The organism is Streptomyces sp. NPDC002446 (genome assembly GCF_053595675.1).
Map to the genome: position 1 here is coordinate 65,620 of NZ_JBSFYC010000028.1, position 23,141 is coordinate 88,760.

At 72.1% G+C, this 23,141-nt stretch carries 17 protein-coding genes and 1 pseudogene; 8 read left to right on the forward strand and 10 right to left on the reverse strand.

Features of this window, described 5'->3' with window-relative positions; translation table 11 throughout:
* Nucleotides 1-21: 21 nt before the first annotated feature.
* Both ACWD6P_RS18055 and ACWD6P_RS18060 read right to left on the reverse strand, forming a co-directional pair.
* Nucleotides 22-3,315 carry an amino acid adenylation domain-containing protein gene (locus ACWD6P_RS18055; RefSeq protein WP_451445074.1) on the reverse strand — a complete coding sequence of 1,098 codons (3,294 nt, stop codon included), beginning with the start codon at nucleotides 3,313-3,315 and terminating at the stop codon, nucleotides 22-24.
* Nucleotides 3,312-4,751, reverse strand: a complete 1,440-nt coding sequence (locus tag ACWD6P_RS18060) for a hypothetical protein (RefSeq protein ID WP_451445075.1) — start codon at nucleotides 4,749-4,751, stop codon at nucleotides 3,312-3,314. Before ACWD6P_RS18060 ends, ACWD6P_RS18055 begins: the two co-directional genes overlap by 4 nt.
* A 377-nt stretch (nucleotides 4,752-5,128) precedes the next feature.
* Between ACWD6P_RS18060 and ACWD6P_RS18065 the strand changes: the two genes are divergently transcribed.
* Nucleotides 5,129-6,781 (forward strand): L-lactate permease, encoded by a 1,653-nt coding sequence (locus tag ACWD6P_RS18065; protein WP_451445076.1) that lies wholly within the window; start codon nucleotides 5,129-5,131, stop codon nucleotides 6,779-6,781.
* Between the two features lie 51 nt (nucleotides 6,782-6,832).
* Entirely contained in the window at nucleotides 6,833-7,912 is a 1,080-nt protein-coding gene (locus ACWD6P_RS18070) for a DUF5937 family protein (RefSeq protein WP_451445077.1), read from the forward strand.
* A gap of 23 nt (nucleotides 7,913-7,935) precedes the next feature.
* Here ACWD6P_RS18070 and mmsB read toward each other — a convergent pair whose 3' ends face one another.
* The 6 genes from mmsB to ACWD6P_RS18100 all read right to left on the reverse strand — a co-directional run bounded on the left by mmsB (nucleotide 7,936) and on the right by ACWD6P_RS18100 (nucleotide 15,105).
* Nucleotides 7,936-9,174 (reverse strand): multiple monosaccharide ABC transporter permease, encoded by a 1,239-nt coding sequence (gene mmsB / locus ACWD6P_RS18075; RefSeq protein WP_451445078.1) that lies wholly within the window; start codon nucleotides 9,172-9,174, stop codon nucleotides 7,936-7,938.
* Between the two features lie 9 nt (nucleotides 9,175-9,183).
* Nucleotides 9,184-10,716, reverse strand: a complete 1,533-nt coding sequence (gene mmsA / locus ACWD6P_RS18080; RefSeq protein ID WP_451445100.1) for a multiple monosaccharide ABC transporter ATP-binding protein — start codon at nucleotides 10,714-10,716, stop codon at nucleotides 9,184-9,186.
* 23 nt (nucleotides 10,717-10,739) lie between these two features.
* Nucleotides 10,740-11,846 (reverse strand): multiple monosaccharide ABC transporter substrate-binding protein, encoded by a 1,107-nt coding sequence (gene chvE / locus ACWD6P_RS18085; protein ID WP_451445079.1) that lies wholly within the window; start codon nucleotides 11,844-11,846, stop codon nucleotides 10,740-10,742.
* 3 nt (nucleotides 11,847-11,849) lie between these two features.
* A complete protein-coding gene (locus ACWD6P_RS18090) occupies nucleotides 11,850-12,818 on the reverse strand; it encodes a hypothetical protein (protein ID WP_451445080.1) in 969 nt (322 codons plus the stop codon).
* A gap of 101 nt (nucleotides 12,819-12,919) precedes the next feature.
* On the reverse strand, nucleotides 12,920-13,954 hold the full coding sequence (locus tag ACWD6P_RS18095) for a zinc-dependent alcohol dehydrogenase (protein ID WP_451445081.1): 1,035 nt from the start codon (nucleotides 13,952-13,954) through the stop codon (nucleotides 12,920-12,922).
* The gene (locus tag ACWD6P_RS18100) at nucleotides 13,951-15,105 is read right to left on the reverse strand and encodes a mandelate racemase/muconate lactonizing enzyme family protein (protein WP_451445082.1); all 1,155 of its coding nucleotides are present in this window, start codon (nucleotides 15,103-15,105) and stop codon (nucleotides 13,951-13,953) included. The genes ACWD6P_RS18095 and ACWD6P_RS18100 overlap by 4 nt, the downstream gene beginning before the upstream one ends.
* A gap of 239 nt (nucleotides 15,106-15,344) precedes the next feature.
* On the opposite strand from ACWD6P_RS18100, the gene ACWD6P_RS18105 reads away from it, so the two are divergent.
* Nucleotides 15,345-16,121: an IclR family transcriptional regulator gene (locus ACWD6P_RS18105; RefSeq protein ID WP_451445083.1), complete on the forward strand. Its 777-nt coding sequence runs from the start codon at nucleotides 15,345-15,347 to the stop codon at nucleotides 16,119-16,121.
* Nucleotides 16,118-16,960, forward strand: a pseudogene (locus tag ACWD6P_RS18110) (SMP-30/gluconolactonase/LRE family protein). Before ACWD6P_RS18105 ends, ACWD6P_RS18110 begins: the two are co-directional and overlap by 4 nt.
* Nucleotides 16,961-17,011: 51 nt before the next feature.
* Here the strand turns inward: ACWD6P_RS18110 and ACWD6P_RS18115 are convergent.
* Nucleotides 17,012-17,266, reverse strand: coding sequence for a hypothetical protein (locus ACWD6P_RS18115; protein ID WP_451445084.1), 255 nt, complete (start codon nucleotides 17,264-17,266; stop codon nucleotides 17,012-17,014).
* Nucleotides 17,267-17,522: 256 nt separating this feature from the next.
* Here ACWD6P_RS18115 and ACWD6P_RS18120 point away from each other — a divergent pair, with 256 nt between their 5' ends.
* Complete coding sequence (locus tag ACWD6P_RS18120) at nucleotides 17,523-19,112, forward strand: adenosine deaminase family protein (protein WP_451445085.1); 1,590 nt, start codon at nucleotides 17,523-17,525, stop codon at nucleotides 19,110-19,112.
* A 265-nt stretch (nucleotides 19,113-19,377) separates the two neighbouring features.
* On the opposite strand, the gene ACWD6P_RS18125 is transcribed toward ACWD6P_RS18120, so the two are convergent.
* Nucleotides 19,378-19,638 (reverse strand): hypothetical protein, encoded by a 261-nt coding sequence (locus ACWD6P_RS18125; RefSeq protein ID WP_451445086.1) that lies wholly within the window; start codon nucleotides 19,636-19,638, stop codon nucleotides 19,378-19,380.
* A gap of 484 nt (nucleotides 19,639-20,122) precedes the next feature.
* Between ACWD6P_RS18125 and ACWD6P_RS18130 the strand changes: the two genes are divergently transcribed.
* The 3 genes from ACWD6P_RS18130 to uppS are packed head-to-tail and all read left to right on the forward strand — an operon-like array spanning nucleotide 20,123 to nucleotide 23,084.
* Nucleotides 20,123-20,824: a DUF6230 family protein gene (locus ACWD6P_RS18130; protein WP_451445087.1), complete on the forward strand. Its 702-nt coding sequence runs from the start codon at nucleotides 20,123-20,125 to the stop codon at nucleotides 20,822-20,824.
* Complete coding sequence (locus ACWD6P_RS18135; protein WP_451445088.1) at nucleotides 20,821-21,192, forward strand: DUF6114 domain-containing protein; 372 nt, start codon at nucleotides 20,821-20,823, stop codon at nucleotides 21,190-21,192. Before ACWD6P_RS18130 ends, ACWD6P_RS18135 begins: the two co-directional genes overlap by 4 nt.
* A complete protein-coding gene (uppS, locus tag ACWD6P_RS18140) occupies nucleotides 21,189-23,084 on the forward strand; it encodes a polyprenyl diphosphate synthase (protein ID WP_451445089.1) in 1,896 nt (631 codons plus the stop codon). Before ACWD6P_RS18135 ends, uppS begins: the two co-directional genes overlap by 4 nt.
* The last annotated feature ends 57 nt before the right edge of the window (nucleotides 23,085-23,141 follow it).

The window sequence follows — 23,141 nt, forward strand, 5'->3', positions numbered from 1 at the left end:
AGGTGTGGCGAGACGACGCCCTCAGACGTCGGCGTCGGCGGCTGCGTCCGGGTCTGCGGCAGCCGTCGCCCCGCGGGTCAGCTCCCCGATGAGCTGGGTACAGCGGCGCGCAAGGCGCTCGATGTCCGGTGTGTCATTGCGCCGGACGCTGAACTTCCACTCCAGGACGAGGTGTTCGTCCTCGACGTCGATCCGGATCTCCAGCGGGTAGGGCTGCGGATGGGTCGGCGTACGGGAGGTTCCGGTGTCGCCGGAGGCGAGCGAGAAGGGCGGTCCGACGGGCAGGTCGTGCATGCCCGCGCCACGGAAGTTGAGGTAGACCTCCGGGCGTGGCAGCGCGTCCAGCCGCTCGGCCACCGCCGGGTCGCGGTGCAGATGGCGCAGCACTCCCCAGAAGTGCTCGATCTCCAGGACCCGGCCGATCTGTGCGCTCAGGTCCGTCAGGTCCCAGCCGCGGGGCCCGGTCGTGGGCGCTTCGAGGACGAAGGGGGTGGTGGTGGCGAGCCAGCCGACGGTCCGGCCGATGTCCAGGGTCGTCAGCGGCGAGATACGGCCGTGCCGTACGACGTCCAGGCAGGCGGCCGCGGCGCCGGAGAACTCCGCGACGGCCTGGGCGGCGGCGCTGATCAGGATGTCCTCGGTGGTGAACGGCGAGGACTGCGCCACATGGAGGACGGCGTGGGTCGTCGGGCGGTCCAGGCTCGTGCGGACGCTGCGGATGTGCTGCTGGGCGAGGCTGCTGGGCCCCCGGTCGGCGGCCGGGAACGGGCGTGTCCGGTTCCACGGCAGGCCCAGCCAGGCGTCGAGTTCCGGGGTACGGGCCGGCAGGGCGTCGGCGAACTCCTGCAGCTCGCGGGCGTACTGCAGGGCGGAGGCCGGCCGGGGACCGAGGTCGTCGCCGCCCGCGCCGGCGGCCCGGCGGTAGAGGGCGGCCAGCTCCTCGGCGAGGGTGTGCAGGGTGACGCCGTCGCACACCAGGTGGTGGAGGAGCAGCAGCAGCCGGTCGCCGGTGTCCCGGCGGACGTAGGCCGCCCGGCACACCGGGCCCTCGCGCAGGTCGAAGCCGTGCTGGAGCCGCTGGGCGGTCTCGGTGAACGCCCGGTCGGCGGCGGGCTCGTCGAGACCGGTGAGGTCGTACCACTCCAGCGGGATCGCCGCGGTGGCGTCGGCCGCCTCGACCCGCCGGTCGCCGTCCGTCCCGGCGAATCGGGACCCGAGGGCCGGGTGCCGTTCGGCGAGGCGAGTGAGGGCGTCGTGGAGCGTGCCGCGGTCCAGCGGGTGGTCGACGGCGAACAGCAGCGGTTCGTTGTAGTGGCCGATCTCGCCGAAGGTCCAGCCGAAGAAGCGGTGCTGGGCCGGGAGCAGCGGAGAGCTCCCGTCCCTGCCGTCCCTTCCGTCACCGGCGACCGAACTCACCGCGGCATCCGCGGGCGTGTCCTGAGTCGAGGTCAACTGCCCTACTACAAGGGCGAGTTGCTCGATGGTCGGGGCGTCGTAGAGCGCCCTCGGGGCCAGCTGCAGCCCGGCGCGGCGGCAGCGGGAGACGGTGCGCAGGGCCGAGAGGCTGTCGCCGCCGATCTCGAAGAAGTTCTCGTCGACACCGACCTCGTCCAGGCCGAGCGCCTCGCACCAGATGGCGGCCAGCATCCGCTCGGGCTCGGTGCGCGGCTTGGTCCGGGCGGTACGGCGGTCGCGGCCGGCCGCCGACTCCCTGAGGGCCAGCCGGTCGATCTTTCCGTTGGCATTGCGGGGCAGCGCGTCGACGAGGTGGAGGCGCTGCGGGACCTCGTGGGCCGGCAGCTTGCTCTGCAGCCGGCGGCGGATGCTCTCGGAGACCGCGGAGGGCCGGCCGGGGGCGGCGGAGGGTGCGGTGCCGGGCGCGGGGACGGCGGAGGGCGCGGGGACGGCGTACGCCACCAGCTGCTTGCCGCCGGGACGCGCCTCGACCACCACGGCCGCCTCGTGGACCTCCGCGAGGGCGCGTAACGCGGCCTCCACCGCGCCGAGTTCGATGCGATGACCGCGGACCTTGACCTGGTCGTCGGAGCGGCCCAGGTAGTCGATCCGGCCGTCGGGGCGCCACCGGCCCAGGTCGCCGGTGCGGTAGAGCGTCCGCCCGGGTGCGGTGGGGTCCTCGACGAACCGTTCGCGGGTCAGCTCGGGGCGGTCGAGGTAGCCGTTGGCGACCCCGGTGCCGCCGATGCAGATCTCGCCGGCGCCCAGGCCCGACGGGTGGCCGGAAGGCCGGGACGTCGCGGACGGGCCGCCCGTTTCGGTGTCGCCGTCCAGGATCCTGATGACGGTGTTGGCGACGGGTGCGCCGATGGTGACGTCCGACTCCGTCACCCGTGAGCAGGTGGAGAAGACCGAGGTCTCGGTCGGGCCGTAGATGTTCCAGACGGCCCGTGCGGTGCCGAGCTGGGCCACGGTGGCCGGTGGCAGCGTCTCGCCGCCGCAGATCACGGTCATCCGGTGCGGCGGGGTCCAGCCCGCCGCGGTGAGGGTGTCGAACATCGAGGGCGTGCCCATGAGGAAGGTGATGTCGCGGGCCGCCACCTCCGCGCCGAGCTCCGCCGGATCCTGGAGCAGCCGCCGGTCGAGCAGGTGCAGGGTGCCGCCGGAGATCAGCGGCAGCAGGATCTCCAGCGCCGCGAAGTCGAACGACAGTGAGGCGAGGGCGAGGACGGCGTCCTGGGGCCCGAACCCGAAGGTGGCGCGGGCGTATTGGAGGATGTTGGAGATGCCGCGGTGCGGCACCAGGACGCCCTTGGGGCGGCCCGTCGATCCCGAGGTGTAGATGATGTACGCGGTGGTCCCGGGCGTGGTGGCGCCGTCGTCGTCCGGCCGCGGCCCGGTCCCGTCCGCGGCGAGCGCCGTGTCCACGTCCAGTGTCGGCACCGTCAGCGCCGGATCCAGCCGGGTCTCCGCGGCGTCCACGACGACCGTCGGCCCGGCGTCGTCCGTGAGGAACCGGAGGCGCTCGGCGGGGTAGGCGGGGTCCAGGGGAACATAGGCCGCGCCGAGGCGCAGGGTGGCGAGCAGCGCCGCGACCAGCGCCCGGCGGCGGGGGAGGTGTACGCCTACGTGGTGGCCCGCCGACACCCCGGCCTGTGCCAGGTGTGCAAGGACCGCGTCCACGGCGAGTTGGAGCTGGGCGTAGGTCCAGCTTCCGGAGGCGTCCGAGACGGCGATCGCATCGGGGTGGGCGGCGGCCTGCCGGGCCACCAGTTCGTGGAGGGGGACCGTGGGATCGATGACGGGGGGACCGCAGTGGCCGGTTTCCCCGGCGGGGCCGGCAGGTTCGGCGGCGGTCACTTGCGCCCCCCGCCGGTGCCGCGCTCCTCGTACCACTGCCGGTCCTCGTGGAGGTAGCGCTCCAGGCTGCCCGGGTACATCGAGCCCAGTGCCGCGCGTGCCTCGGTCGTCACCCGCCCGCCGATGCGCAGCGCGAGCAGCCGGGTGGGGTCGCCGGAGTTGCCGGGGCCGACCCGGGTGAAGGAGGTGGCGACGAACGGCATGACGTACGCCGAGGCACCCGGCTCCAGCACGGTGTGGTGCCGGCTGCCGTCGTACTCCCAGTCCATGCGGACCGGTCCGCCGCCCACGTTGTAGAGGTACTGGTGCTGATGGGTGCTCAGCGCCGCGGCGGTGCCCGCGCCGCCGGCTGGCGCGTCGTCGGCGTCCCGCAGCGGGTGGACCTCCAGCGCCCGGGTGTGCGGGTGCAGCCGGTTCCCGGCCAGCTCGCGCACCCGGTAGTCGCCCTGGTGCGCGGAGGGGTACGACCAGGAGCGGGACCCGGCTGCGGGACAGAAGCTCACCCCGCCCTCGGTGTCGGGCACGACGGGCAGCAGGTCCCTCGGCGACAGCCGCAGCGCGTCGGCCAGTGCGGCGATCTCGTCGGGGGCCAGGGTGGACGCGCCGTCGGCGACGGAGCGCAGCCGGTCCGCCTTCAGCCCGGCGAGGTCGGCGGCGTGTTCCAGGGGGAGCGCGGAGGCGTCCAGGTACGAGCGGAGCAGCCGGCCCTGTTCGGCCGCCGCGGAGCTGGTGTCCAGGGCGAAGCCGCGTGCGGTGGCCGGTCCGAGGGCGGCGAGTTCCTGCTGGGCGTCGCCCATGAGTTCCGCGCCATAGGTGAGCGCGAGGATATAGGCCGGCTCCTCGGCATTGCGCGCGGTGAAGGTGTGCGGGGAAAAGGGGAGTCCCCATATCGAATCGCCGGTGTTCATCCGCAGCACATGGTCGCGGCCGGCCCAGCGGTAGTAGTAGTTGACCGGCCCGACGAAATAGGTGAACTGGTAGAGCAAATGGCCGTTGTTCCAGTGCACTCGGGGATTTTGCGGGTCGTCGTCCTCGACGACGGACAGCATCCGGATCCACTCCGGCCGGAAGGACGCCAGCCGTGACATGGCGGTGTCGCGGTACTCGTAGTAGTCGATGCCGCCGCGTTGGAAGACCCGGGCGGAGGCCGCGGAGTCGGCGGTGCGCAGCAGGCTCACACCGTCCGGGCAGTCGTTGCGGACCGGCACCAGATCGCGCTCGTTCATGGGCCACACAGTGGCCGCGCGCCGGGCCAGATCCCAGGAGAACTCCTGCTCAGGGGAGAGGTGGGCCGCGTACTCCGCGGGGCTGAGCCCCAGGTCGGCGGCGGCCGCCGCGGAGTTGCGCTTGAGGTCGTTGGCGGCGCTGCGCAAGAGTGCGCCGGCCCGCCGGCGAAAGCCGTCCTCGTCGGCCGGGGGGAGGTTCGCGGGGGTCAAGTGGGCTCCTCCTACGGGTACTGCGGGTGAACGGAGGGTGTACTCCGTGTGGCTTACAACTACTTGATCGTTGCCGGGCCGATCGCGTCAAGACGTGCCGGACGGTTGGCGTATTCGCATCGCCCGACACGCCGACGGATGGCGTCGGAGCCCGCTCCACGCCACATTTAGAAATGGGCAAACAGGGCAAGTTGCCGCTTTATTGATGTCATTTCAGCCGCCGTTCTGCCGCGCTTCTGCCGAGCTTGACAGAGGTCGATTCCGGTGGAATATCGTCGGCCCCGGCCGGGCCGACGGAATTCGCTGCCACCGGAATCGCCCCTGCCCCGGGGCGGCTTTTCCCGCCCCCGTGATGACGAACAGGGTGGGGTTCTCCCGTGTATCAGCAGAGTTTTGACCCGGTCGCCGGATCGGTGGGCTGGTCGGCACTGGCCGCCGCACTGCCGCTGGCGCTGACCTTCGTCCTGATCGGCACCGGCCGGCTCCGGACCCACTGGGCGGTCTGCGCCGGCCTGCTCGCGGCCGCCGCCGTGGCCGTCACCGGATTCGGCATGCCACCCGGCCAGGTGCTCGCCGCCACGTCCGAGGGCGCCGCCTACGGCTTGGTGCCCATCACCTGGATCGTCGTCAACGCGCTGTGGATCCACCGGATGACCGTCGACAGCGGCCACTTCGCGGTGCTGCGCCGCTCGTTCGCCGCGCTCTCCGCGGACCCGAGGGTGCAGGCACTGGTGATCGCCTTCTGCCTGGGCTCGCTCCTGGAGGCGCTGGCCGGGTTCGGTACGCCGGTCGCCATCGCCGCGGCCATGCTCGTCGCCCTCGGCTTCGCACCGCTCAAGGCCGTCGGCGTCGCACTGGTCGCCAACGCCGCCTCGGCCGCCTACGGCGCCATGGGCACGCCCATCGTCACCCTGGGACGCGTCACGGGCCTGGACCCGCACGCCCTCGCCGCGACGATCGGCCGCCAGGCACCCCTGGTCACCCTGCTCGTGCCGTTCGTCCTGGTGTGGATCGTCGACGGCCGCCGCGGGCTGCGCGAGGCCTGGGCTCCCGCTCTGGTCTGCGGCACCGCCTCCTGCGCCGCACAGACCGCCGCCTCGGGCCTGCTCCCCGTCGAACTCGTCGCCCTCGTCGCCGCGTTGACCTCGCTGGGCGCCGTACTGCTGTGGACACGGCTGCGCCCCCGTACGCCGCCGCGCCGCCCCGTACCGCCGATCATCGCCGGCGGAAGCGCACACGCCGACCCCGAACTGCTGGCGCGGGCACGAGTGGTCTCGGGCAAGGGCGGCGAGCGGCGGAGCGCGCTGCGCGCATGCCTCCCGTACGCCATCGTCATCGGCGTCTTCGGACTGGCGCAGACACCCTGGCTGCACACCCTGCTGCAGTACGGCACGGTCAGCTTCTCCTGGCCGGGACTGCACATCCGCGACTGGCAGGGCGGCGTCCCGGCGCAGAGCGTCTTCACCCTGGAGACCCTCTCCGGCGGCACCTTGCTGCTGCTGTCCGGCCTCGTCAGCGTCGCCGTGCTGCGCATCCGGCCGAGCCGGGCGCTGCGCGCCTACCGCGACGTCCTGCACCAGCTGCGGCACTCCGCGCTCACCGTGGGCGGCGTACTGGCGCTGGCGTATGTGATGGGGCTGTCGGGTCAGGCGGCCGCGATCGGCCATGCGGTCGCCGCCACCGGCAGCGCCATGGCCCTGCTTTCACCGGTCCTCGGCTGGCTCGGTACCACCGTCACCGGGTCCGCCACCTCGGCCAACGCCCTGTTCGGCAGCCTGCAGTCGGCCGCGGCCCAGGGCAGCGGACTCCCCGTCCACCTGCTGGCCGCGGCGAACGACGCCGGCGGCATCATGGGCAAGCCGATCTCACCGCAGAATCTGGCCATCGCCGCCGCGGTGGCGGAGCTGCACGGATCCGAGGGACGCATCTTCCGCTCGGTGATCGGCTACAGCCTCGCCCTGCTCGCGGTGCTCTGTCTGCTGGTGTACCTGGAGTCGACACCGGTCCTGTCGTGGATGCTGCCCTGGTGAGGCGGCCGCACCGGAGCGGGCCCGCGCCCGCCGCCGAGGCAGGATGGCCGGGTGAGCCTGACCATCGACATCAGCGAACTCGTCCCGGAGCGAGTCGTCTTCGCGCCCAGCGCACTGGCCGAACTGACCGCCATGCTGCACGTACTGTCCGAGCCGGCACACCACCGGCCGCAGCACACCTGGGCCACCTCCGTGAGCTCCGCCCTCACCCCCGGTCTCGCCCGACGGCTGCTGGCCGCGGACTGCCTGTGGCGCCACACCCGCGCCGACTTCCTGCTGCCGCCCGCGCCCGGCGCGACGCTGGCCGACGATCTGGACGCGGTGGACCGGCTGGACGACGAGGCGTACGTCGCCGGCGCCCTCTGCCTCGCCTGCGGTGCGAGCCCGCCGGGCCGCGACCGCCGGCCACTCGCCGACCCCGCCGCGCGGGAGCGCGCCCGCGCACTGGCCCTCGCCCGCGGCCCCCGCGCGGCCGCGTTCATCGACGAGTTGCTGGCCGACCCGCCCCGCGTACGTGCCCGGCTCCGCCGGCTCTTCGAGGACTGCGAGGAGGAGTTCTTCGCCGACACCTGGGAGCGGATACGGCCCGCGCTGGCCGCCGACGCCCGTCACAAGGCCGACCTCTTCGCCCGGTTCGGCATGCCCGAGACCCTCGCCGCCGTCTCGCCCTCCCTCTCCCTCGACGCCGGGCGGCGGCGCATTCTCGTCGACAAGATCCACGACGGCGGGACCACCGCCCACGACGGACTGACCTTCACCCCCACGGCGTTCGGCCACCCCCACCTCCTCGTCATCCACGCCGAAGGCTGGCGGCCCGTCGTCCACTACCCCGTCGCGGACCCGTCCCTGCCACCGCCCGCCCCGCTGGACCTCACCCGGCTACGGCTGGCGGCCCTGGCCCACCCCACCCGTCTGCGCCTGGCCCGCACCCTCTCCCGCGGCCCCCGCACAACCCTGGAGCTGGCCGCCTCCTGGGACCTGAGCGCCCCCGAGGTCTCCCGCCATCTCGCCGTCCTGAAGAAGGCCTGCCTGCTCCACACCCGCCGCCGCGGCCGCTATCTGCTCCACGAACTCGACCTGGCCGCCACGGCCCGCATCGGCACGGACCTGGTGGAGACCATGCTGCGCTGAGGCCCGCGGGGCGGGGCGTTGCCCTACCGGCCGGCCCGGCGCTTGTTCCAGACGTCGAACCCGACCGCGGCGAGCAGCACCAGCCCCTTGATGACCTGCTGGTAGTCGGTTCCGATGCCGACCAGCGACATGCCGTTGTTGAGCACACCGAGCACCAGGCCGCCGATCACCGCGCCGCCCACCGTGCCCACTCCGCCGCTCATCGAGGCGCCGCCGATGAACGAGGCGGCGATGGCCTCCAGTTCGAAGTTCAGGCCCGCCTGCGGAGTGCCCGCATTGAGCCGGGCCGCGTACACACAGCCGGCGAGCGCCGCCAGCACACCCATGGTGACGAAGACGAGGAAGGTGATCCGCCGGTCCCTGACCCCGGAGAGCTGCGCGGCCGCCTTGTTGCCGCCCAGCGCGTAGACATGCCGTCCGACGACCGCGTGACGCATCACATGGCCGAGGACGAGCAGCAGTGCGCACATGACGAGCATCACGACGGGCACGCCGTGGAAGCTGGCCAGCGTCAGTGTGCAGGCCACGACGGCGGCCGCGATCGCCGCGCACTTGGCGGCCCACAGGCCGGCCGGCAGCACATCGAGCTCATGGGCCAGCTGCCGCTTGCGATCGCGCCACTCCCGCAGCAGCAGACCGGCGACGGCGCACAGTCCCAGCACGAGCGTCGGGTTGTGGTACTGCGTGTAGGGCCCCGCCTCCGGAAGGAAGCCCTTGGCGAGGTTCTGGAAGCCGTCCGGGAACGGCGCCAGGGACCGGCCCTCCAGAACGATCTGGGTCGCGCCGCGGAAGAGCAGCATGCCGGCGAGCGTCACGATGAACGAGGGAATCCCGAGGTACGCGACGAAGAAGCCCTGCCAGGCCCCGGCCACCGCACCGATCAGCAGCGAGAGCACCAGCGCGAGCACCCACGGCATAGCGTGCTCGACCATCATCACCGCCGCCATGGCGCCGACGAAGGCCACCAACGAGCCGACCGACAGGTCGATATGGCCCGCGATGATGACGATCATCATGCCCATGGCCAGGATGAGGATGTAGCCGTTCTGCTGGATCAGGTTCGAGACGTTGTTGGGCAGCAGCAGCGTGCCGTCCGTCCAGATCTGGAAGAGGACGACGATGAAGGCCAGCGCGATGAGCATGCCGTACTGGCGCATATGGGCGCGCACGCTGCGCAGCAGCACCGCCCGGGCGGACGGAGGCGCAGCGCCCGCCTCGGCGGCCGGCGGGGTGTCCTTGGGGGGAGTGGTCGTCGTGGTCATGGCGGGGCCTCAGCTTCTGGTCATGGTCATCCGGCGCATCAGGGCTTCCTGGGTGGCGTCGGCCCGCTCCACCTCACCGGTGAACCGCCCCTCGGCCATCGTGTAGATCCGGTCGCACATCCCGAGCAGCTCCGGCAGTTCGGACGAGAGGAACAGCACGGCCTTGCCCCGCGCGGCGAGGGCGTCGACGACCGTGTAGATCTCGTACTTGGCACCCACGTCGACGCCGCGCGTCGGCTCGTCGAGGATCAGCACCTCGGGGTCGGTGTGGATCCACTTGCCCAGCAGGACCTTCTGCTGGTTGCCGCCGGACAGGCGTCCCACCTGCTCGAAGACCGTGGGAGCCTTGATGTTCATGGCGGTGCGGCAGTGCTCGGCCACGGACCGCTCATGGTGCTCGTCGACGACGCCGCGCCTCGACATCCCGGTCAGCGAGGCCAGGGAGATGTTCCGGGTGACGCTGTCGACGAGGTGGAGCCCGTACCGCTTGCGGTCCTCCGTCACATACGCGATCCCGGCCGCGATGGCCGCCGGTACGGTCTTCGGCTGCACCTCGCGCCCGTTCACGGCGACCGTCCCGGATTCGTAGATCCCGTACGAGCGCCCGAACAGCGACATGGCCAGCTCGGTGCGGCCCGCGCCCATGAGCCCCGCGATGCCGACGATCTCGCCGCGCCGCACGGTCAGCGACACGTCGTCGACGACCCTGCGCTGCTGGTTGACGGGGTGGCGCACGCTCCATCCGGAGATCTCCAGCGCGGTCGCGGGCTCGCCCTCGTACCCGGTCCGCTCCGGGAAGCGGTGGTCGAGATCCCGGCCGACCATGCCCCGGATGATCCGGTCCTCGCTCAACTCCGGCTCGGCGCCCGGCCGTTCGCGAACCGTCAGGGTCTCGACGGCCCGCCCGTCCCGCAGGATGGTCACCGCGTCGGCGATCCGCCGGATCTCGCCCAGCTTGTGGGAGATGACGACCGAGGCGATCCCCTGCTCCCTCAGCTCCACGATCAGACCGAGCAGTGTGGCGCTGTCCTCGTCGTTGAGCGCGGCGGTCGGCTCGTCGAGGACCAGCAGCCGCACCTCCTTGGACAGCGCCTTGGCGATCTCCACGAGCTGCTGCTTGCCGACGCCGAGGTCGCCGACCGGCGTCTGCGGGTTCTCCCGCAGACCCACCCGCTTCAGCAGCCCGGACGCGCCGTGCAGCGTCGCGTCCCAGTCGACGAAGCCCCGCCTCGTGGTCCGCTCGTTGCCGAGGAAGATGTTCTCGGCGATCGACAAGTGCGGGACCAGCGCCAGCTCCTGATGGATGATCACGATGCCGCGCCGCTCACCGGCCCGGATGTCCTTGAAGGCGACGGGCTCCCCGTCGAAGAGGATCTCGCCGTCGTACGAGCCGTGCGCGTGGACCCCGCTGAGGATCTTCACCAGGGTCGACTTGCCAGCCCCGTTCTCACCGCAGATCGCGTGGATCTCACCGGCCCGCACACTCAGGGTGACGTCGGACAGGGCACACACACCGGGAAAGGCCTTGGTGATGCCGCGCATCTCCAGGATCGCCCCGGGCGCGCTCACCTCAGCTGTCCTGCCGTGAAGTACCCCTCATCCACGAGGAGTTGGGTGTTCGCCTTGTCGACGCTCACCGGCTTCAGCAGGTAGGACGGGACGGTCTTGGTGCCGTTGTCGTAGTCCGTGGTGTTGTTGACCCTCGGCTTGCGGCCGTTGAGCACGGCGTCACCCATCGACACCGCCTGCGCGGCGAGCTTTCGGGTGTCCTTGAAGACGGTCTGCGTCTGTTCACCCCGGATGATGGACTTCACCGACGCCAGCTCGGCGTCCTGCCCGGTGACGACGGGGAGGTCCGTGCCGCGGTAGCCGGCGCTCTTCAGTGCGGAGATGATGCCGATCGACATCCCGTCGTACGGGGACAGGACCGCGTCGACCTTCTCGTCGCCGTAGCTCTTGCTGATCAGGTCGTCCATCCGCCGCTGCGCGACACCGCCGTTCCAGTCCTGCGTGGTGGCCTGGTTCAGCTTCGTCTGCTTGCTGCGCACGACGAGCTGACCGGAGTCGAAGTAGGGCTTGAGGGCCTTCATGGCCCCGCCCCAGAAGTACTTCGTGTTGTTGTCGTTGGGCGAGCCGGCGAACAGCTCGATGGTGTGGTGCTCGACCGCGTCCCTCTCGGGCCTCTTCAGCTTCAACTGGTCGAGGATGTACTGCCCTTGGAGTCGGCCGACCTTCTCGTTGTCGAAGGACGCGTAGTAGTCGACGTACGGTGTGCCGAGGATGAGCCGGTCGTACGAGATCACGGGGATGCCGGCGTCGTGCGCGCGCTGGAGCACCTCGGTGAGCGCGGAGCCGTTGACCGCCGCGACGACGAGCAGCCGGTGCCCCTTGGTGATCATGTTCTCGATCTGGGCGACCTGGTTCTCCACCTTGTCGTCGCCGTACTGCAGATCGGTCTGGTACCCGGCCTTCTGGAACTGCTCGGCCATGTTCCTGCCGTCGGCTATCCACCGCTCCGACGACTTGGTGGGCATCGCGAGCCCGATCGTGCCGCCCTTGCCCCCGTCGGGCCGGTAGCGGCTGCCGCCCCTGGCCTCCTGGCCGCAGGCGGTGAGCGAGGAGAGGGCGAGGAGCCCGGCGCTCGCCGTGATGAGGAGGCTGCGGGTGCGCATGGCTCAGTCCCCTTCCGGGACGGGGAAACGGCTCAGGTCGCCCGGCATCCGGGAGCCGAGCGGCGACATCCCGCCGTCCGCACCGTGCCGGGCCAGCAGGTCCAGGACCAGCCGCCCCCGCCGGACCCGTTCCCCGGCGGTGGCGAGGGTGTGCTCGCGCAGATGGGCGCCGTACGGATAGACACCGGGCGACCTGCTCAGGCCGAACTTCAGGTACAGGGGCGCGCCGCGCCGGATCAGCTCGGCAGCCTCGTACATCCGCACATAGCCGCCCAGGTCGTCGGGCGCCTCGATGTAGAGGTCGATGGGCGCGCCGCTGACCCGGCGGATCTCGGTGAGATGGTCCGGTGTCAGGTCGGAGGGCAGATTGAGGGAGTCGGCGCCGAGCCGCTCGTACACGGCGAACGAGGCCGGGTTGACGGGCCCGCAGAGCGCGGACAGCTTGAAGGTGGTCTCGGCGGGCAGCAGCCCGGACACCCGCAGCCGGTGCAGGGTCCACAGCACCCCCTCGTCCGCCACGAGCAGACAGCGCACCCCCAACTCCGCGGCGCGCAGGGCGTCTTCGACACACCCGGCGAGCGCCTGGTGGCCGCGGGCGCGCAGGCCCGCGCCGCCGGAGTCGGTACGGGTGGAGCCGCCGATGTCCCAGATGCCGCGCGGACCGGTGAACAGGCACAGCTCGATGCCGCGCTCGGCGCACGCCCCGGTCATCTCCGTGATCTCGTCGTCGGTGAGCATCCACACGCCGCTGCCCTGACTGATCCGGTGCACCGGCAGATCGCGGCGCACGCTCTCCTTCAGCACGACGGACAGCGCCTCCGGGCTCTCCACGGAGGGGATCTCGGTACGCCAGGTGCCGCCGTCGGGGAACGTGTGCGGCGAGGCGTCGACGGGGTCGGCCGGGGGAGTGGGATGGCCGATGCGGGCGAGGGCGCCGGCGGCGGGGCGGCGGGGGGCTGACGGTGCGGGCATGGGACTCCCCTGTTCGGCGTGTTCGGTATCTCGGACAACGTTCGACATACGGGGTGTGCGGCGGTACGGAGGCGGGCGCTGCCCCCGTACCGCCACACGTCTCAAGGGCGCAGAAGAACCTTCCCGGCTCCCGGATCACCGCCGCCGACCAGCGCGATGGCCTCGGCGAACCGCTCCAGGGGGAACTCATGGGTGATCAGCGGTGCGGGATCGACCAGCCCGAGACCGAACGCGCGCACCGCGTACGACCAGGCCGACGACGGCGCCCCGAAGATGCTGCGGACCTCCAGCTGGCTCAGCGACAGATGCACCGGATCGATCCCGGCCGCGCCCGGAGCGAACATCCCGGTGAGCACCACCCGGCCGCCCCTGCGGGCCAGCAGACAGGACGAGGCCGCGGTGGAGGGCGCACCCGCGGTCTCCACCACCAGGTCGAAGCGGCCGTGGAGCTCCCTGGCCTGCTGGGGCGTGCACACCGCGCTCGCGTCGAACCGCAGCGCCTGCGCACCGCGCCCGGCCCGCGGGTCGATCGCCACGAGCTCGGCGGGCTCCGCCGCGGCGAGCAGCTGCACCGCGAGCAGCCCCAGGGTGCCCGCGCCGACCACCGCGACCCGCTCCCCGGGCCGCGGCCGCCCGGTCCGCACCGCGGCGGCGACCACCGCGGCGGGCTCAAGGAGCGCGGCGGCCCGCAGATCGGCCCCGTCGGACAGCGGATGCAACAGCTGCGCGGGCACGATGAGATGGTCGGCGAACGCCCCCGGCTCGGTGAACCCGGTCTCGGCGTATCCGCCGGTGCACAGACTGGTCTCGCCGCACCGGCAGCGCTCACACGCCCCGCAGGCCCGGAAGCCCTCGGCGACGGCCTTACGCCCCACGAGCGCCGGGTCCACCCCCGCGCCGACCGCTGCCACGGTGCCCGACCACTCGTGCCCGGGGACCACGGGGTAGCGCACATACGCGGGGTCGCGCCGGCCGTCGTACACCTCGCGGTCGCTCATGCAGAGCCCGGCGGCGGCGACCCGCACCAGGACCTCGCCGGCCCGGGGCTCGGGCACCGGGCCGTACGTCAGGCGGTGCCGTCCGGGCCGCTCGACGAGGAGCGAGCGGCTGACCGCGGCCCCGCTGTCCCGGCTCATCGCGGCCGCCTCTGCTCCCAGCCCTCGGCCCAGAGGTCGAACCGGGCCGGCTGCTGCGGGAACTCGGCGGCCGCGTCCACATCGAGCTCCACCCCGAGCCCGGGCGCGTGCGACACCTCGAAGCAGCCGGTCTCCGGATCGACCCGTGGCGCACCGCGCACCACCTTTGTGATCTCCGCGTCCGCGAAGTCGTTGAAGTGCTCCAGAATCCTGATGTTCGGTGTGCAGGCCGCGAGTTGGAGCGAGGCCGCGGTCAGCACCGCGCCGCCCACGTTGTGCGGGGCCACCAGCACATAGTGGGTCTCGGCGGTCGCGGCGAGCTTGCGGGCCTCCGCGATGCCGCCGATATGGCCGAGGTCGGGCTGGACGATGTCGGCGGCCTGCGCCTCGAACAGCTCGCGGAACTCGATGCGGTCGTGGATCCGCTCGCCGGTGGCCACGGGCAGATCCACCTTCTCCGCGACCTTCTTCAGGGCCCTGAGGTTCTCCGGCGGTACGGGTTCCTCCAGCCAGGCGGGCCGGAAGGGGGCGAGCTCACGGGCCAGACGCACCGCCGTGGCCGGGCTGAACCGGCCGTGCATCTCCACCATCAGCTCGGTGTCCGGACCGACCGCGTCCCGCACCGACTCGATCAACGACACGGCGTACCCCGTCTGTTGATGATCCAGCTCGAAGTTCCCGGTCCCGAACGGATCGATCTTCAGCGCCCGGTAGCCGCGCGCCACCACCTCCCGGGCCGCCTTGTGGTACGCCTCCGGCGTGCGCTCGGTGGTGTACCAGCCATTGGCGTACGCCTTGACGCGGTCGGTCACCCGGCCGCCGAGCAGCTGCCACACCGGAACGCCCAGCGCCTTGCCCTTGATGTCCCAGCAGGCCATCTCCACACACGCGATCCCGGACATCACGATCTCACCGGCGCGCCCGTAATCGCCGTACTTCATGCGGCGCACCAGATCCTCGGTCGCGAACGGGTCCGAACCGCGGATGTGGTGGGCGTCCGCCTCCCGCAGATATCCGAGCAACGCCTCGGTCCGGCCGAGCATCCTGGTCTCACCGACCCCCGTGAGGCCCTCGTCGGTGTGGACGAGCACATAGGTGAGATTGCGCCAAGGGGTTCCGACGACGTGTGTGCTGATTCCCGTGATGCGCACGGCAATTGCCCCTCCATGTCGTTCGATATTTCGTCACTCGTTCGAAATGGTGGCGTGACCGTAATCAGGCCCTGCCCGGGGTGTCAATGGATCGCACAGCGACCGGCCGGACGGGCAGCGAGAGCGGCGGGCGCGGCCGGACGGCGGCACCATTGCCCGGCGAACCACCCTGTGCCTAGCCTGTGTTCGCCATATCGGTCACCGACCGGGTCCTCGAACAGAAGGGGTGGGTGAAGCAGATGGGACGGCTTGTCCCCGCGGTCACCAGGGCGCTGGACATACTCGAACTGTTCCTGGAAGGCGACGGCGCCCTCTCCGCCCCCGAGATCACCCGCAAGCTGCGCCTCCCGCGCACCACCGTGCACGAGCTGGTCACCACCCTCGCCGCCCGCTCCTACCTGGTCCCCGTACCCGGCGAGTCCGGCCGCTACCGCCTCGGCGTACGCACCTACCAGCTCGGCAGCCGCTACGCCGAACAGCTCGACCTCGCCGCCGAGGGACAGCAGGTGGCCCGCGAGGTCGCCGAAACCTGCGACGAGACCGTCCACGTCGCGATCCTGGAGGACCTCGACGTCATCTACATCGCCAAGGTCGACTCCATCCACGCGGTCCGCATGGTCTCGGCCGCCGGCCGCAGACTGCCCGCGCACTGCACCGCCGTCGGCAAGATGCTGCTCGCCGCACTCCCCACCGACGAGCTGGACGCCCGCATCGAGGAGGCGGGCGAACTGGCCGCGATGACACACCACAGCATCACGGACCCCGACGCCCTGCGCACCGCCCTCGCCGCCATCCGCGAACGCGGCCTCGCCACCGAACACCGCGAGTCCAACCCGGACGTGAGCTGTGTGGCCGCACCGGTACGCGACGGCAGCGGCCGGGTCGTGGCCGCACTGTCCGTCTCCGTGCCCGTGATCCGCTGGAGCGAGCAGCGCGAGGCCGAGCTCGCGGAGCTGGCGGCCAAGGGCGCGAGCGATCTCTCCGTACGCCTGGGACACCGCGGCGGCATCCGGTGAGGCCCGAGGTCGCGGTCCATACACCGGCCACGCTCGGCGAGGGCCCCACCTGGGACCCGCAGACGAACCGCCTGATCTGGGTGGACATCCTCGGCTCCCGCGTCCACACCTACGATCCGGCCACCGGGCACCGCACCGTGATGGCCACCGAACAGCACGTCGGCGCGGCCAAACCCCGGGCGGCGGGCGGCCTGGTGGTCAATCTGCGGGACGGCATCGGCCGCTACGACACGGGCGGCGCGTTCTCCTGGCTCCTGCGCGCCCCGGTCCCCGGCCGCCGCGGAAACGACGCCGCCGTCGCCCCCGACGGCTCGCTGTGGGCCGGCACCATGCGCGACGACGAGGCAGCGGGCGGCGGCACCCTGACCCGGGTCGCCCCCGACGGCACCGCCCAAGTGGTCTTCCCGTCCGTCGCCGTCAGCAACGGCATCGGCTGGAGCCCGGACGGCACCCTCCTCTACTACGTCGACTCACCGACCCGCCGCATCGACGTCTGCCGCATGGAAGGTTAACTCCCCGCGGAACGACGCCCCTTGGCGGTGATCGAACGGGGTGCCGGCTACCCCGACGGCCTGACCGTCGACGCCGAGGGCTGCCTCTGGGTCGCCCTGTGGGACGGCGGCCAGATCCGCCGCTACACCCCACGCGGCGACCTGGACCGCACCCTCCCGGTCCCGGTGCCCCGCCCCACCGCGTGCTGCTTCGGCGGCCCCGGCCTGCGCGACCTGTACATCACCACGGCCCGCGTGGGTCTCACCCGGCCCCACCCGCTGGCGGGCTCCGTCCTGGTGGTACCCGAGGCGGGGCAGGGACTGCCGGGCGTGGCCTTCGCGGGCTGAACCGGCCGGGTAGGCGGCCGGATCAGCCCGGTGCTGTTCGGTATCAGCCGCTCACACGCCGATGAGACGGCCGACGAACGCGACCGGGTAGTTGTCGCTCATTCCACGACCGGCAGAGCTGTCGGCGCCCAACTTGCCGGGAAGCCCCGTCCCGTACGACGGCCCGCCCATGGGCGAGCTGCCGGAGCCGTCCGCTCCGAGCAGCGAACCCAGGCCCGAACCGCCGTCGGCGGCGGCGGTGCCCGCGCCGCCGAGCAGGGCAGCGGTGGTCAGGGTGAGTGCGAAGAGCGTGGTGCGGATGCGCATGGATTCTCCCGAAGGCCGAGGCGTTGATCATCTTCTGTCCTTCCCCGCGCCGTCCCGTTGCCGCCCTCCCCCCACCGCATTCACCCGCCCAGCCCAACGGGCCGCCGAGCCAACGGCGATCGACCGAGCCATGGCGGATCCGCCGGGTTCTCCGCGACCGCGGCCGGCCCCGTCCGAGGGGACTTGGCGGAAAGGAGCGCACCCGCCCTCGCCCTGCCGCGACCATGCGACGGTGAATGCTGACCGCTGTCGTGCCGTGGACCGTCGCCGGGCTCTCCGGACCGGGCTGGCCACCCTCAGTATCCTGTCGTTCCTGTCCGTGCTCCCCGCTGCCGCGCAGCCGGGCAACTCCCGTACCCAGCCCGCGCCTTACGCCCGTCCGCGCACCGCGGCCGAGGAGCGCACCGCCGCCCACCTGGAATCCATCCGCCAGCAGCCGGCACGGCTGCGCGACTTCTTCCTGCGTCTGCCGAAAGGCGGTGACCTGCACCACCACCTCTCCGGCGCCGTCCCCACCGAGTACCTGATCGAACTCGCCGCCCAGGACGGACTGTGCATCGACGAAGAGACGATGACGGCCGTCACGCCGCCCTGCACCCCGGGAACGCGGCCGGCCGCGGACGCCCGGACCGACCGGGCGTTCCATGACGCGCTGGTGCGCGCCTGGTCCATGGAGGACTTCCCGCCGGACGAGTCGGGGCACGGCCACTTCTTCGACGCCTTCGGCAAGTTCGGGGAGGTGACCTGGCGCCACCGCGGCAAGCTGCTGTCGAAGGTCGCCGACGACATCGTCGCGCAGAACCAGTTCTATCTGGAGACGCTGGTCACCCCCGCCTCCGAGGACGCCAACAAGCTTGCCGACAACGTCGGTTGGGACGACGACCTCGGCCGTATGCACCGCACCCTGATCGCCGACGGCAAGATGGACCGTCTGGTGGCCGCGGCCCGCAAGGAGGCCGACAGCGCCGACGCCGAGTTCCGCACCGCCTCGCGCTGCGGCACCTCCCGCCCTGCCCCCGGCTGCCGCCTGACCGTGCGCTGGAACTCCCAGGTGTCCCGGGGCAGCACCCCCGAGCGGGTCTTCACACAGATGGTGCTCGGCATGCGACTGGCCGAGCGGGACCCGCGGTTCACCGCGGTCAACCTGGTCCAGCCCGAGGACTGGGACAGTTCGCTGCGCGACTACACCCTGCAGATGCGGATGCTCGCCTTTCTGCACCGCACATATCCACGCGCCCACATCACCCTGCACGCCGGTGAGCTGCGGCCCGGCCTGGCCAAACCGGAAGACCTGACCTTCCACATCAACCAGGCCGTCGACATCGCCCACGCCGAACGCATCGGCCACGGCGTCGACCTCGTCCACGAGGACGACTGGCAGCAGCTGGCGCGGACCATGGCCGACCGCCAGGTCGCCGTCGAGGTCCCCTTCACCAGCAATGCCCAGATCCTCGACGTCAAGGGCGCCGAGCACCCGTTCGCGGTCTACCGCGCGTACGGGGTGCCGATCGTGCTGGCCGCCGACGACCCCGGAATCTCCCGCATCGACATCGCCCACGAGTACCAGTACGCGTCCACGACGTACCGCCTCGGCTACGGCGATCTGAAGGACCTGGCCCGCGCCTCGCTCCAGTACGCCTTCCTGCCGGGCCGCAGCCTGTGGCGGGGCAACCCGACACGGGACGGCTACCGCCCGGTCGACGCCTGCCGTGGTCAACTCCCCGGCAGCGGATCGCCCGGCGACGCCTGCCGGGACCTGCTGGCGTCCAGCCCCAAGGCGGCCGTTCAGTGGCGGCAGGAGACCGCCTTCGCCTCCTTCGAGCGACGCTTCGCCGCCCACCGCTGACCGGCCCTTTCCCGGCCTCGGCGCACCCGTCCGCAACGGGGCGCTGAGGCCGGCCGGGGCGGGCCCGTCGGGGCCGGAGAGGCCGCGAACGGAAGGAAGCGACCGTCGGAAGTGGCCGCCGCGGCAGGAATCGAGTGCAAGAAATTGCCGTAATCCTCGCCGAGGAATGTGGCTGGCTGCGGCACAAACTCATTTCTTCGAGCGGCCCCGCCCCTGTCGCGAGATGATGGATTCCATCGGGTTGCGAATGGCCGGACGTCCGTGCCTACTTGCCGCCGAGGCCGTGGTTGCCGCCGAAGCTGTTGTTGCAGCCGATGGACGAGCCCATCGGGGTGGACTGCAATCCGCCGACGATCCCGACTTCGCCGAGGGCGTCCACGTTCAGGTCCTGTGACCTGCATGAGCTGCCCTGGAGGATGTCCAGCAGATTTCCGCCCGGCCCGCCTGCGTAGGCAGTACCGGCGGCGGTGAAGGCGACACCGCCGAGGGCGGCGATCACCACGGCAGCCTTGCGAAGCTTGCGCATTTCATCTCCGGTAGATTGAACGTATGCGATCTGCGATTGATCGACTTCGTAAGGCTACGAAAGGCTAATACGAAATACCCGGCAATCACTCGGCGGCGCGCCGGGCCAATGGCTGCCGCAAACCGGCCCCGGCCGCGCATCGGCGGCCCGTTGGTGGCTTACGTGGCAGACCCGGCGCGCGAAGCGGGCGCATGCGACCGCTCGGGGCCGGCGCATCCGGTCATTTACGTGCTGCTGGCGCGCAATCCGGCACCACCGTGAAAGTCGGCAAAGAGCGCGCCGATAAATGCATTCTGATGGGTGTGCACACGTCATGCGCCGGTGGTGTGCGCCTTACGGCCGGCGGAGGCAATACGCGAGCATCTGAGGTGCGGCCCGGGGGCACCGCTGTGCGCCGGTGAGGTCCGGAACTCATCTGGCGCACAATCGCCGTGCAGGCACGGCGAGTTGACGAGGTACGACCGATTCCTCCGAGGTGACCCAGGTGTCCTTCCGCCCTCGCTTCCGTGCACCGAACCACGCCCTGACCGCGCTGGCGGCCCGCGTCCGGGAATCCCGCAGACACCGCCCGCGCACCCGTGAGACGGCGGGCACCCGTACGGAGGGGGAAGGGGGAGACGGGCGCACGAGCCCGCTGCGGTTCATGCTGGCCGCCCTGCCGCTGTTCACCGTGGGCGGGCTGCTGCTCGCGGCCGGGGCCGCCGGGGCGGTGCCGATGGCGTTCTCGGGCGAGGTCCCCCTCTCGGTCCACGCCGAGCGGGTCGAGGGCGACGGCGTGTCAGCGGGGCTGGGGCTCTCCCCCGAGCACCTGCTGCAGCCGTCGCTGGTGACCCGGGTCGCGCACGCCACCGTATGGAACGCCTGCGCCTCCTCCACGGCCACGCTGCCCGCGATCGGTCCGGTCAGCGTCGTGATCCGTATCGACAAGGCACGGGCCACCGACCTCAACGTGCACGCCGGCCCGTCCTCGGCCCGTACGGTCGCCGTCGACCAGGTGGGGCTGTCCGTCCCGGACCTCGCGGCCGGGCTGGTGACCGGACGGTTCACCGTACGCGCGGGCCGTCTGAAGGCCACGGACGTGCACACCCTGCCGCGCTCCTTCGTCTCGGGCGGCATCACCACCTCCGGCGTGCACATCGACCTGGCACGTGGTCGGGACGGCTGCGCGGGAGGGAGCACCCGATGAGGACCACCACCGCGGACGGCGCCGGAGCGCGCACCGGCGGCCTGCGCACCTGGCGGCGGAGCCGGCCCTTCGCCGCCGGGCTGCTGCTCCTGCTGGCCGGCACCGAGCTGATCGCCACCAGCTGGGCCGGCTTCGGTCTGGTCCGCTTCGGCGGCACGGGCGGACTCGGCTGCTGGGTCACCGGAGGCCTGCTGATCTGGTGCGGCATCACCCTGTGGCGTACACCGCGGCGGCGGATCGGCGCCGGGGTGCTCGCCGCGGCGCTGGCCCTCGGCAGCCTGGTCGTCGCCGACCTGGGCGGACTCGTGCTCGGATTCCTGCTCGCGGCCCTCGGCAGCGCCCTGGCCCTCGCCTGGATGCCCGCATGACCCCACGTCACCCACCGGACCTGCCCGGTCTGCGACGCCTGGGCCTCTACCGGCGCGCGGGGGTCACCGATCCGCTGCTCCGCGAGGGATACGCGGTATGCCGCGCCGCCGTCCGAGACACCGGCGAGGTGGAGTACGCGGCCTCCCTAGTGCTGCCGCCGCCCCTGCGGCTGGCCACCTGGGCGCTCTACGGCGCGGCCCGGGTGATCGACGACCTCGCCGACACCGGCACACCCGGCCCGGAGCGCCTGACCCGGCTGGAGCGCTGGCACCACGACCTCGTGACGGACCTGCGCCGGGGCAGCTCCGCCGATCCGATGCGAGCCGCTCTGGTGCACACCATGCTCGCCTGGGAACTGCCGCAGACCTCCTTCGACAGCGTCCTCGCCGCACTGGCCCCCGAAGCCGAGACCGGGCGGGAGTTCGCCACCTGGGCGGAGTGGGAACGCTACACGGCCGATGTCAACGTGCCGTTCCTGGTCCACACGGCCTCGGCCCTGGCCGGCTCCGCAGGGCTGCCGCCGATGCTCCACTGGGCCTTCCAGTCGCTGGAACTGTGGGACCTCTGGGCACGTGCGTCCTTCCTCACCGACGCGCTGTGCGACCTGGGCGAGGACGCCGCCCGGGGCCGGCTCACCCTGCCCGCGGAGGCCCTCGACCAATACGGAGTGGACCGCGCCGACCTGCTCGCCGGCCGCTGGACCGCGCAGCTCGCCGCGATGGTCCGGGCGCTGGCCGCGCAGGCACAAGACCTCTTCGACCGGCTGCCGTCCGTCCCGCTGGTCCTCCACCCCGCCATCGCGGTGACCATGGAGACGCTGGTGGCCCTGTACCGGCTGCGGCTGCGCGAGGCCGTCCGGATGGAGGCGGCCCTGCTGCGGAGGCGCCCGGGGCTGCCCCGGCTGCGGACGCTGCGGCTACTGGTGCCCGCGCGGGCCCGTGCGGCGACCGCCTGGAGCCTCCGCCCGCTGCGGGTGGCCGGGTCGCTCTCCTCGATGATCGGCCTGCCGCAGGAGACGTACGCAACCGCCCCCGGCCCACCGCAGCAGCGCCGTACACCAAGCGAGTCCGCCGCCCGGCAGACCCCCGGCGAAGCGGGCCACCCGCCCGCCCCGGCCCCGCGCCCGCACGCCTCGGGGGCCCGCCCGCCGGCGATCCCGCGCTCCAGCCTGCCCCGGCACGTGGCCATCGTCATGGACGGCAACGGCCGCTGGGCGACCGGGCAGGGGCTGCCCCGCACCGAGGGGCACAAGGCGGGAGTGGAGAGCCTGATCGACGTGGTCCACGGGGCACGCGAAATGGGGCTGGAGTACCTCACCGTGTTCGCCTTCTCCACCGAGAACTGGAAGCGGTCGCGGCAGGAGGTGGAGGCGCTGATGGGGATCACCACGGAGCTGCTGCGCGACCGCCGGGACGAGTTCGCCGGCCTGGAACGCGGGGTCCGGGTGCGCTGGGCGGGCCGCCGTACGCTGCTGCCGCCGGAGACGGTCCGGGCGCTCATCGAGGCGGAACGCGAGACCGCCGACGCCCGGGACCTGACGTTGACCGTCTGCGTCAACTACGGCGGCCGCGCGGAGATCACCGACGCGGCCGCCCGTATCGCCCGCGAGGTCCAAGCCGGCCGGCTGATCCCGGAGGCGGTCTCCGAGCAGCTCTTCGCCCGCTACCTGGACGAGCCCGAGCTGCCCGACGTCGACCTCTTCCTGCGCACCGGCGGCGACCAGCGCACCTCCAACTTCCTGCCCTGGCAGTCGGTCTACGCGGAACTGGTCTTCCTGGAAGCGGCCTGGCCGCGGATCGACCGCCGCGACCTGTGGCACGCGGTGGAGATCTTCGCCCGCCGCTCCCGGCGCTTCGGCGGCGTGCAGCAGCCGGCGGCCCCGCAGACCTGACGGGGGAGGCGGCGGATCGGCACGAAGGGCACGGCGGCATACTGGCCCGTCGGCGCG

Coding starts and splice junctions, on each gene's coding strand:
- mmsB (WP_451445078.1), bottom strand. CDS start 9,174: ATGACCACGACGACCACTCCCCCCAAGGACACCCCGCCGGCCGCCGAG.
- mmsA (WP_451445100.1), bottom strand. CDS start 10,716: ATGCGCGGCATCACCAAGGCCTTTCCCGGTGTGTGTGCCCTGTCCGAC.
- chvE (WP_451445079.1), bottom strand. CDS start 11,846: ATGCGCACCCGCAGCCTCCTCATCACGGCGAGCGCCGGGCTCCTCGCC.
- ACWD6P_RS18090 (WP_451445080.1), bottom strand. CDS start 12,818: ATGCCCGCACCGTCAGCCCCCCGCCGCCCCGCCGCCGGCGCCCTCGCC.
- ACWD6P_RS18095 (WP_451445081.1), bottom strand. CDS start 13,954: ATGAGCCGGGACAGCGGGGCCGCGGTCAGCCGCTCGCTCCTCGTCGAG.
- ACWD6P_RS18105 (WP_451445083.1), top strand. CDS start 15,345: ATGGGACGGCTTGTCCCCGCGGTCACCAGGGCGCTGGACATACTCGAA.
- ACWD6P_RS18115 (WP_451445084.1), bottom strand. CDS start 17,266: ATGCGCATCCGCACCACGCTCTTCGCACTCACCCTGACCACCGCTGCC.
- ACWD6P_RS18125 (WP_451445086.1), bottom strand. CDS start 19,638: ATGCGCAAGCTTCGCAAGGCTGCCGTGGTGATCGCCGCCCTCGGCGGT.
- ACWD6P_RS18135 (WP_451445088.1), top strand. CDS start 20,821: ATGAGGACCACCACCGCGGACGGCGCCGGAGCGCGCACCGGCGGCCTG.
- uppS (WP_451445089.1), top strand. CDS start 21,189: ATGACCCCACGTCACCCACCGGACCTGCCCGGTCTGCGACGCCTGGGC.